This window comes from Hyphomonas sp. UBA3195 (genome assembly GCF_002366485.1).
GTDB lineage: Bacteria > Pseudomonadota > Alphaproteobacteria > Caulobacterales > Hyphomonadaceae > Hyphomonas.
On sequence record NZ_DEXB01000039.1, the window covers coordinates 5,203 to 14,634 of the forward strand.

At 59.2% G+C, this 9,432-nt stretch carries 10 protein-coding genes; 6 read left to right on the forward strand and 4 right to left on the reverse strand.

The annotated features are described in order from the left end of the window. Window positions 1–211 precede the first annotated feature (211 nt). The 4 genes from pheS to B2344_RS11810 are packed head-to-tail and all read left to right on the forward strand — an operon-like array spanning window position 212 to window position 5,173. A complete protein-coding gene (gene pheS / locus B2344_RS11795) occupies window positions 212–1,288 on the forward strand; it encodes a phenylalanine--tRNA ligase subunit alpha (RefSeq protein ID WP_290485279.1) in 1,077 nt (358 codons plus the stop codon). Window positions 1,289–1,300: 12 nt separating this feature from the next. Beyond that, on the forward strand, window positions 1,301–1,921 hold the full coding sequence (locus B2344_RS11800) for a hypothetical protein (protein WP_290482255.1): 621 nt from the start codon (window positions 1,301–1,303) through the stop codon (window positions 1,919–1,921). Between the two features lie 3 nt (window positions 1,922–1,924). After that, the gene (gene pheT / locus B2344_RS11805) at window positions 1,925–4,318 is read left to right on the forward strand and encodes a phenylalanine--tRNA ligase subunit beta (RefSeq protein ID WP_290485280.1); all 2,394 of its coding nucleotides are present in this window, start codon (window positions 1,925–1,927) and stop codon (window positions 4,316–4,318) included. Window positions 4,319–4,348: 30 nt separating this feature from the next. Then, a complete protein-coding gene (locus B2344_RS11810; protein ID WP_290482257.1) occupies window positions 4,349–5,173 on the forward strand; it encodes an ion transporter in 825 nt (274 codons plus the stop codon). Window positions 5,174–5,178: 5 nt separating this feature from the next. Here B2344_RS11810 and bfr read toward each other — a convergent pair whose 3' ends face one another. The 4 genes from bfr to B2344_RS11830 form a co-directional block, all read right to left on the reverse strand. Then, a complete protein-coding gene (gene bfr / locus B2344_RS11815) occupies window positions 5,179–5,670 on the reverse strand; it encodes a bacterioferritin (RefSeq protein ID WP_034816470.1) in 492 nt (163 codons plus the stop codon). 193 nt (window positions 5,671–5,863) lie between these two features. Then, a complete protein-coding gene (locus tag B2344_RS11820) occupies window positions 5,864–6,178 on the reverse strand; it encodes a (2Fe-2S)-binding protein (protein WP_290485281.1) in 315 nt (104 codons plus the stop codon). Next, entirely contained in the window at window positions 6,175–6,402 is a 228-nt protein-coding gene (locus B2344_RS11825; RefSeq protein ID WP_290485282.1) for a helix-turn-helix transcriptional regulator, read from the reverse strand. The genes B2344_RS11820 and B2344_RS11825 overlap by 4 nt, the downstream gene beginning before the upstream one ends. A 2-nt stretch (window positions 6,403–6,404) precedes the next feature. Then, the gene (locus B2344_RS11830; RefSeq protein ID WP_290485283.1) at window positions 6,405–6,827 is read right to left on the reverse strand and encodes a hypothetical protein; all 423 of its coding nucleotides are present in this window, start codon (window positions 6,825–6,827) and stop codon (window positions 6,405–6,407) included. 332 nt (window positions 6,828–7,159) lie between these two features. Between B2344_RS11830 and B2344_RS11835 the strand changes: the two genes are divergently transcribed. Together B2344_RS11835 and B2344_RS11840 are read left to right on the forward strand one after the other, a co-directional pair. After that, window positions 7,160–8,077: a hypothetical protein gene (locus B2344_RS11835; RefSeq protein ID WP_290485284.1), complete on the forward strand. Its 918-nt coding sequence runs from the start codon at window positions 7,160–7,162 to the stop codon at window positions 8,075–8,077. A gap of 177 nt (window positions 8,078–8,254) precedes the next feature. Beyond that, a partial coding sequence (locus B2344_RS11840; RefSeq protein WP_290485285.1) for a lysine--tRNA ligase occupies window positions 8,255–9,432 on the forward strand: 1,178 nt, incomplete at its 3' end.

The window sequence follows — 9,432 nt, forward strand, 5'->3', positions numbered from 1 at the left end:
GACCGCAAGGTCATGTCCGACATCGCCATCCGCGAGCCGGAAGCATTTGGCGCCCTGGTCAAACAGGCCAAGGCTGCCCTCGCTTAACCTGCCCGCAAGGCACAAGTGACAAAGCCCGGCCCTCAAAGCCGGGCTTTTTCTTTAAGGGCGTTTGCATGCCGGCGCGAAGCGCCTAAAAAGCCCGCTGGAACAGCAAAGGGAAGCGACCCCCGTGTCCGATATCAGTACGATTGAAAAAGAGGCCCTTGCGGCGATTGAAGCGGCAGGCGACCTGGCATCGCTGGACGATGTACGCGTGGCCGAACTGGGCAAGAAGGGCCGCGTGTCCGGCCTGATGAGTTCGCTGGGCAAGATGAGCCCGGAGGAGCGCAAGGAAAATGGCCCGAAGCTGAATGCGCTGAAGAATCGCGTCGATGCCGCCGTCCGCGCCCGCAAGGAGGCGCTGGAAGCGGCCGCGCTGAAGGCTCAGTTGGCCAGCGAAACGGTTGACCTGTCCCTACCAGCGGCACCGGGCCCGAAGGCCGGCGCGTTGCATCCGGTCATGCAGGTGTTCGAAGAAGTCGCCGCCGTCTTCGGCGACATGGGCTTCACGGTGGCCGAAGGCCCGGACATTGAAGACGACTGGCACAATTTCACCGCGCTGAACTTCCCCGAAGGCCATCCGGCGCGCGAGACGCACGACACCTTCTTCATGCATGCGCTGGAAGGCGATGCGCCGAAAGTGCTGCGCACGCACACATCTCCCGTGCAAATCCGCACCATGATGAGCCAGAAGCCACCGATCCGCATTCTCGTGCCGGGCCGGGTCTACCGGAATGATTGGGACGCGACGCACACGCCGATGTTCCATCAGGTCGAAGGCCTCGTCATCGAGAAGAACATTCATATGGGCCACCTCAAAGGCTGCCTGATCGATTTCGTGAAGGCGTTCTTCGAAGTGGATGATGTCGAGGCGCGTTTCCGTCCGCACTTCTTCCCGTTCACTGAGCCGTCGGCAGAAATGGACGTCAAATATACCCGCAAGGGCGAGACGATCGAGATCGGCGCGGGCGACAGCTGGATGGAGATTCTCGGCAGTGGCATGGTGCATCCGAATGTGCTGCGCAATTGCGGGATTGACCCGAACGAATATCAGGGCTTCGCCTTCGGTATGGGCGTCGACCGCCTCGCCATGCTGAAATATGGCATGCCGGACCTTCGCCCATACTTCGAAGCCGACCCGCAATGGACTCGCCATTACGGCTTCGCGCCCTGGTCGACACCGTCCGTCAGTGGCGGCTTGAGCTAGGGAGCAGGGGGCATGGGTACCGGCAATAAAGTGGAAATGCTGATTGCGATCTGCGCGGTGCTGACCAGTGCAATTGCCGTCTTCATCGCCTGGGACCAGGGCCGGGTCATGCGCGCGCAGCAGCATGGTGCTGTCTATCCCGTGATCCAGATCGACGGGTTTGTTTCAACGAGTGTCGACACAGCCTCTATGGGTATTCGTGTTTCCAATAGCGGCGTCGGTCCAGCCCTGATCGAGCAGGTCCGCATGCTCAGGAATGGTGAGCCGGTCGCGAGCCTCAACCTTTATGTTGGCCGTTTCCCGTCCGGTTATGACCTTTCCTGGACGAGCCTCATCGGCCGGGCCATAGCACCAGGTTCCAACGTGGAGCCGCTCAGGGTCGACTGGTCTCGTGACGATATTTCGGGCGATCAACTTGACGCCGTTGCCGCAGAGTGGAGCCAGCTGGACGCCGAGATCTGCTACTGCTCGGTTTTCGATAGATGCTGGATAACCCGGGGCCTGGGTATGGGGCGCACGATGGGCCGCGCGGAACGCGTTAAACGCTGCGAACGCAGTGAGGTAGACCTTTTTGAAGCAGTGGCAAACGCGCCGCGCGCTTCAGGCACCGAAACGATTTCGGAAGTGGAATAGACAATGAAATTCACCCTGTCCTGGCTGAACGACCACCTCGCCACCAAGGCGACGCTGGACGATATTCTGGCCCTCATGCTGCAGGCCGGCCTCGAGGTGGAGGAGGTTGTGGACCCGCGCGAGAAGCTGGCGGCGTTTACGGTCTGCAAGGTCAAGGCGGCTGAGCCTCATCCGGATGCGGACAAGCTGCGCGTCTGTACGGTCGATACGGTAGATGGCGAGAAGCAGATCGTCTGTGGCGCGCCAAATGCCCGCGCGGGCATGACCGCAATCTATGCGCCGCTGGGCACGTTCATTCCGGGCCTGGACTTCGCGCTCGACAAGAAACCGCGCAAGATTCGCGGTATCGAAAGCCATGGCATGATGTGCTCCACCAAGGAAATCGAAGCGGGTGAGGACCATGACGGCATCGCCGATCTGGAGGACGCCATTCCACTCGGCACGCCAGCAGCCGACGCTCTTGGCCTGGACGATCCGGTCATTGACTTCGAAGTGACGCCGAACAGGCCGGATTGGTTGGGCGTGCAGGGCATCGCCCGTGACCTGGCCGCGGCCGGGGCAGGGCGCTTCCTGCACGCGGACGTCAAGAAGGTCGTTGGCACCAAGGAATGCCCCGTCGAGATCCGGCTGGACGCGCCCGAGGCTTGTCCGGTGTTCGCCGGAGCCGTAATTGTCGGCGTGACGAATGGTCCGTCGCCTGAGTGGATGCAGCAGCGCCTGAAGGCCGTCGGCATCCAGCCGAAATCCCTGCTGGTGGATGTGACGAATTACATCTCGCTTGACCGGGCTCGTCCGTTGCATGCCTATGACGCGTCCAAACTGTCCGGCCCGGTCGTGGCACGTCTTGGCCGCAAGGGCGAGGTGCTGGAGGCGCTGGACGGCAAGACCTACAAGGTCGGCGAAGAGATGTGCGTCATCACCGATGACAGCGGCGTCATCGGCCTGGGGGGGGTGATGGGCGGACAATCCACGGCAGTCTCTGACGAGACCGTGGACGTGTTCCTTGAAAGCGCCTGGTTCGACCCGCTACGCACGGCCCGCACAGGCCGCGCAACTGGCATCCATTCCGATGCGCGCTATCGCTTCGAGCGCGGTGTCGATCCGCACAGCTGCCTGGACGGGTTGAACCTCGCCATCGCCTTGATCGTGGAATATGGCGGCGGGGTCGTCTCCAAGCCGAAGGTTGCGGGCGAAGCGCCGGTCAATCCGAACAAGGTGACTTTCTATCCGGCCGATGTGGAACGCCTGACGGGGCTTACCGTCAAGCCCGCTGACATGCGCCGCATGCTGAAAGACCTTGAGTTCAATATCGAGGATGCGGGTGATGCCTGGTATCTTCGCCCGCCGACCTTCCGCTTTGACATGGAACAGTCGGCCGACATCGTGGAAGAAGTTGCGCGCCTGGTTGGGTTTGACCAGCTCCCAACCGCGTCCCTGCCAGCGCCCCAGGGCGGCGTGAAAGCGATTACCACCCCGATGCAGGCCCGCGTGCGCGCGGCCCGCCGGGTGATGGCGTCACGGGGTTTCCTGGAAACTGTCAGCTGGAGCTTCATGGCGAAAGCTGACGCGGCGCTGTTCGGCAAGATCAATGACGCGCTGACGGTTGCCAATCCGGTGGCAAGCGAACTGGACTATATGCGCCCATCCGTGCTCGGAAATCTGGCCAAGGCCGCCCAGCGCGCCGCCAATCATGGCGAGCGCGGCGTTCGCCTGTTCGAGGCTGGGCCAATCTATCTGGGCGATGGCCCGAAAGACCAGCGCAGCGTCGTGGCGGCGCTTGTGCGTCCGTTCAATGAGCGGCACTGGCAGGGTGCACCTGAACCATATGATTCCTTCGACGCGAAAGCTGACCTGTTTGCTGTGCTTGATGCGCTCGGCCAGCCGGGCGAGCGCTTTCAGGTCGCCGCGCCCGCTCAACCGCACTGGCATCCGGGGCAGGCGGCCAGCCTGAAGCTCGGCCCGAAAGTGACGGTGGCGCATTTCGGCCAGCTGCATCCGGGCGTTCTGAAACAGATGGGTGTCGATGGGCCGATGTTTGGCTTCGAACTGAACCTCAATGCGCTGCCGCAGATGAAGGCAAAGAACACCAAGACCAAGCCAGTCTTCGAACGTGCCGAGTTGACGCCGATCCGCCGTGACCTCGCCTTTGTGGTCGATCAGTCTGTCCCGTCTGCAGATCTGGTGCGCCATGCCCAAGGCGCCGACAAGAAGCTGATCTCGAAAGTGGACGTGTTCGATGTTTATGAGGGCACCGGTGTGCCCGAAGGGCAGAAATCGGTCGCCTTTGAAATGACGGTCCAGCCGCTGGAAAAGATGAAAGATGAAGACATCCAGGCCCTGATGGACAAGGTGGTAGCCTCTGTCGCCAAGGGCACAGGCGGCGTGCTAAGAGGCTAGGCAACAAGAACCGTTCTTAGGGGGACTCGCATGGGGCTGTATCGCTGGTTGCATAATGAGCTGGTGCCCGAAGCCCGCAAGTCCGGCATTTCGGTTACCAACTGGATCATTATCAGCCTCGTTCTGGCGAGTTTCCTGTTCCTGGCGCTCGAGACCGAGCCGACCCTGTTGGCCATTCCCGAATGGAAGATGGTATTTGACTGGTTCAATGTTGCGGTCGTCATCATCTTTGCCGTCGAATATGTCCTGCGCGTCGTCATTGCGGGTCTCAGGCCGGAATATGCGGGCTTTGTTGGTCGTCTTCGCTACATTACGCGCTTTTATTCCATCGCAGACCTGCTGGCCTTTCTGCCGGAACTGATCGTGATGGTGGTTGGCGGGGGCATTCCGCTGATCGCGCTGCGCGTCTTCCGCCTGTTCCGACTGATCAAGATTGCGCGCTTCGTACCGGCTTTTGATGTGCTGGGCGCAGCGATGAAGCGGGCGGGAACGCAGCTTCTCACCACGCTCGCCATGGCGCTGGCGCTCGTCTATGTGGCGGCGGTGCTGCTCTATTTCATCGAAGGTGTGGGGCAGGGGCGTGAGGAGTTTGGCTCCATCCCGCGCGCCATCTGGTGGTCCATCGCGACGCTGACCACGGTTGGCTATGGCGACATCTATCCGGTCACCACGCTGGGGCGGATTGCGGCGTCTGTAATTGCTATTGCGGGGATCGGCGTGGTCGCACTGCCGGCAGGCGTGTTCGCCAGTGCCTTTTCGGACGAGCTGCGCGAGCGTCAGTTGCAGAAGCTTCAGGACCGCGTCGAGGCGGCCGAAGCGCAAGCCGGCGCTGCCCCCGAAGAGAGCAGCGCCTGAGCCGTTTAGTCCTGGGCCTTTGAGCCGTTCGCTTCGGACTGGAGCATTGTATACCGCTCGATTCCGATGCGTTCGATCAGGTCGAACTGCGTTTCAAGATAATCCACATGCTCTTCCTCATTGTTGAGGATCTTTCCGAACAGGTCGCGGCTGCCATAGTCGCGGACGCTCTCAGCATATTCCATCGCGTCCTTGAGCAACGGAATCGCGTCGTTTTCCAGTTTCAGGTCGCATTCGAGGATTTCGAAGACTGATTCCCCGATACGCAGCTTTCCGAGGTCCTGGAGATTCGGCAGGCCGCCGAGGAACAGGATGCGCTCGATCAGCCAATCGGCATGCTCCATCTCTTCGATGGATTCCTTGTATTCATAATCGCCCAGCTTGCTGACGCCCCAATCGTGCAGCATGCGCGAATGCAGGAAATACTGGTTGATCGCCGTCAGCTCGTTCTTGAGACACTTGTTCAGAAATTCGATGACCTTCGGGTCGCCTTTCATGGGGAGCTCCTGCTTTGTGGATTTTGTATGGGCCAGCACCTAGGGTGATTGTGTCATGGGATCAACAAAAAATCCAATAAAAACAATTGCATATGAAAGTGCGACACAATTGCAGCGGCGCCTGAGAACGGTTTGAATCGGGTGTGTATCGCGGCTGACCGCGCAAAGGCCTGCAATTTCAGGGGGTGGGCGCCTATTCGGCGGCGACGAGCGCTGGCGCGGCCGGGCGCTGGTCCATTTCTTCGGAGATGATTTCGCCGATGGAGCAGCTGCATTTTCCGCACTGGAACTTGCACCCGTGATGCGCCTGCACGGCTTTAGGGCTGCGGGCCCCGGCGTCGACGGCAGTCCGGACGCTCTTGCAGTTGATGCGGTTGCAGACACAGATGATCATGAGAACCATTTGCACGACTATGCGAATGATTGTCAATCCGGTTTTTGCGCTTTGTTGCAGATGCGGAATGGCCCGGACGGGGGCGCCGCCGGTCCATTCGAATATGAGCGTCATGCCTCGGCGGTCTCATCCCACTGGAACACGTCATCGAGGCCGACGCCGAAGACCCGCGCGATGCGGAAGGCGCTTTCGAGGGAGGGGGAGTAGCGGCCCTGTTCGATGGCGATCACGGTTTGCCGCGTCACGCCGATCTCTTTGGCCAGGGCCGCCTGGCTCATCCCGTCATGGGCCTCTCGCAGGGCCTTCACACGGTTCAGGATAGGGAGGCGTTTGGCCATGCTTACACGCCCCGGCGATAGAACAGGATGGTGAGGGCATATTCGGCCACTTGCGAGGCGATCAGGCTGGCCACCGCAATGTGGAACAGCATGTTGCCATCGGCGAGGAAGTAATAGTGCCAGAGGCCCGCAAAGATGCCGAAGCCCAGCACATAGCCGGCAATGTTGCCCGCGCGGCGCAGCACCTGCTGGTCGCGCTCATCCTCTGCGTCGCTGGCCTCTTCCGGGCTGCTGGCCGCGATGATGATGTGGCTGATGATGGCGCCGAAGATCAGCATGGTGGTTGCCACGGCGATCAGCACGATGTTGGGGCCAATGGTCTCGCCCAGCGCCTCTGACCGGCTCCAGACCTCATTGATGTACCAGAGCCCGGTGAGCGAGAGCAGCAGGCCCATGATCCAGGCCGATTTTTCGTGAAAGGACATTTGATGTCTCCATGTCAAAAATTTCTTACATGACCCATATGGTCAAAGATTTTTGACATGTCAAATATTTTTTACTCGTATTGGACAATGCGACTAGCATCTTCTAACGCAGCAGCTAACCTATGGCCGCTTGAGATTGGCACGCTCAAACTGACCGCTTGCAGCCTGCACATCAGCTAAGGTGGCAAGCAATCTAATTGCCCAATTTAAACTCAAGGGAATCGCGTATAGTCAGCTAGTTGAAAATCTGGAGGTTTAAATGTTGAGGAGAAAGTGGCGAACAGTAGCAAGAAGCTCAGCGGGGGGAAGTTCAGCGTGGCTTTCATGCTGCCGTGGTTGACCGCGATAGGGTGTTCCATCCTATCACTGGAAGTCTGATTGCTGTCTTTTTGATGTTGGCTCTAGCTGGCGTAGTTGGTCGAGTGACCAGCTTTAACAGCCACGGACAGTTCAACTATAATACCTCCACGGGCAAAGCCCGAACAGCCGCTCCCAATAAATGTAGGGGAGCTGCTTTCTACGAATCTCCGTGTGCACCAGACAGAGAAGATGCAGCTCAGCGCCGTCAGTGGGCAGAAGACCAGGACCTTAAAGCTCAAAGGCAAATGGCCAGATGGACTCTCATTATGGGGGTTGTCGCTATAGCCGGAATTTTTCTCTCCGCTATTGGTATATATCTGGTCTTCGGCACTCTAGTGGCGACGCGAAGGGCAACCGTTGCTACACGCGAAATCGGAGAAAATCAGACCAAAGCGTATGTCAACATCGCAAAGATCACCATCCGCGAAATCGGTGCAGGTGACACCCATTTGCATACGGAAGCCGTACTTTTTGTTACCAACACAGGAAATACCCCGGCGAGGCGAGTCAAGATTTCGACGCATTGTCGGTTTTATTCCCAAGGATTTAGTGCGCTTCAAAAGGACTGGTCCAGCGAAACCGACATCGTGAATGATAGAATGTACGATCGGGATGTCGTTGACCTTCCGCCTGACAGTGACGGTGTTCCCGTGCCCTTCGTTCTGCCGCAAATTACCGAAGAGTATATCCACGAAAAAAAGCTCAATATGTTGGCTTCTCATTGGATTGTGATCTCCGGAAGAGTGGAATATTCAACTGTCTTTAGAAAGCGGTACCTGACGGAATTTGTCTTCAAGGGGTACGTTCCATTTGAAGGAATGCCGCTCATGCAAAGGGATAGCGCTCGCGTGGCAACATACAAAGAAGTTGGCGAAGACGAGGAAGATTAGCCCCTAATCACGTGCCCCTCCGCGACTTGGCGCGTTTGTAACATAAACCCGCTCTATGGGTTCCGAGCATTTGTTGCAGAATCGATCATCTGCCACGCTTCCCACAGCTTGACCGCGCCCCCTGTGGCCTCTAGGTCCGGCGGACCTGTTTTCACTCAAGCATGACTGACATTCCCGATGACCGATCTCTCCACGCTCGCCCATTCCGCTAAGGCCTGGCCGTTCGAGCTTGCCCGCAAGCTGGAACAGCGCGTGGAGCAGCAGATCAAGGCCGGCCAGCGTGAGGCTGGCGACCCTGTGACCTTCGAGACCGGTTATGGCCCGTCCGGCCTGCCGCATATCGGCACGTTTGGCGAAGTCGTGCGCACGACGATGGTGCGCCATGCGTTTGAGGCGCTGACCGGCGGCAAGTACACAACGCGCCTGATCTGTGTGTCCGATGACATGGACGGGATGCGCAAAGTGCCCCCGACCGTGCCGAACCCGGAAAAGCTGGAGCCATACCTGCAACAGCCGCTGACGGCTGTGCCGGACCCGTTCGGCACGCATGATTCCTATGGCGCGCACATGAATGCGCGGCTCTGTGCCTTCCTCGACCAGTTCGGATTCGAGTATGAATTCCTGTCGGCGACGGAATGTTACAAGTCCGGCCGGTTCGACGCCATGCTGCTGGAGGCTGCGCGGAGATATCAGGACATCATGGATGTGATGCTGCCCACGCTGGGCGAGGAGCGTCAGGCGACCTACAGCCCGTTCCTGCCGATCCATCCGGACACGGGCGAAGTGCTCTATGTGCCGATGAAGGCCGTAGACGGAGAGAAGGGGACCGTGACGTTCGAGGATGCGTCCGGCAAGGAATTCACGCTGCCGGTGACCGGCGGTCATGTAAAGATGCAGTGGAAGCCCGATTTCGGTATGCGCTGGGCCGCGCTCGGCGTGGACTTTGAAATGTTCGGCAAGGACCATCAGGCGAATGCGCCGATCTATTCCAAGATCACGCGCATCCTGGGCAAGCGCCCGCCGGAGCAATATGTCTATGAGATGTTCCTCGACGAAAAAGGCGAGAAGATCTCCAAGACCAAGGGCAATGGCATCTCGGTCGAGGACTGGTTGAAATATGCGCCGGATGAGAGCCTCGGCCTGTTCCAGTTCCAGAAGCCACGCGTGGCGAAGAAGCTCTACTTCGATGTCATCCCGAAGGCCGTGGACGAATACCTGACCTTCCTTGAGAAGTATCCAAGCGAGGAGCCTGCGCGCCAATTGGAAAATCCGGTCTGGCACATCCATTCCGGCAACCCGCCCGCCGAGACCACGCCGGTCAGCTTTGCGCTGCTGCTGAACCTCGTCGCGGTGGC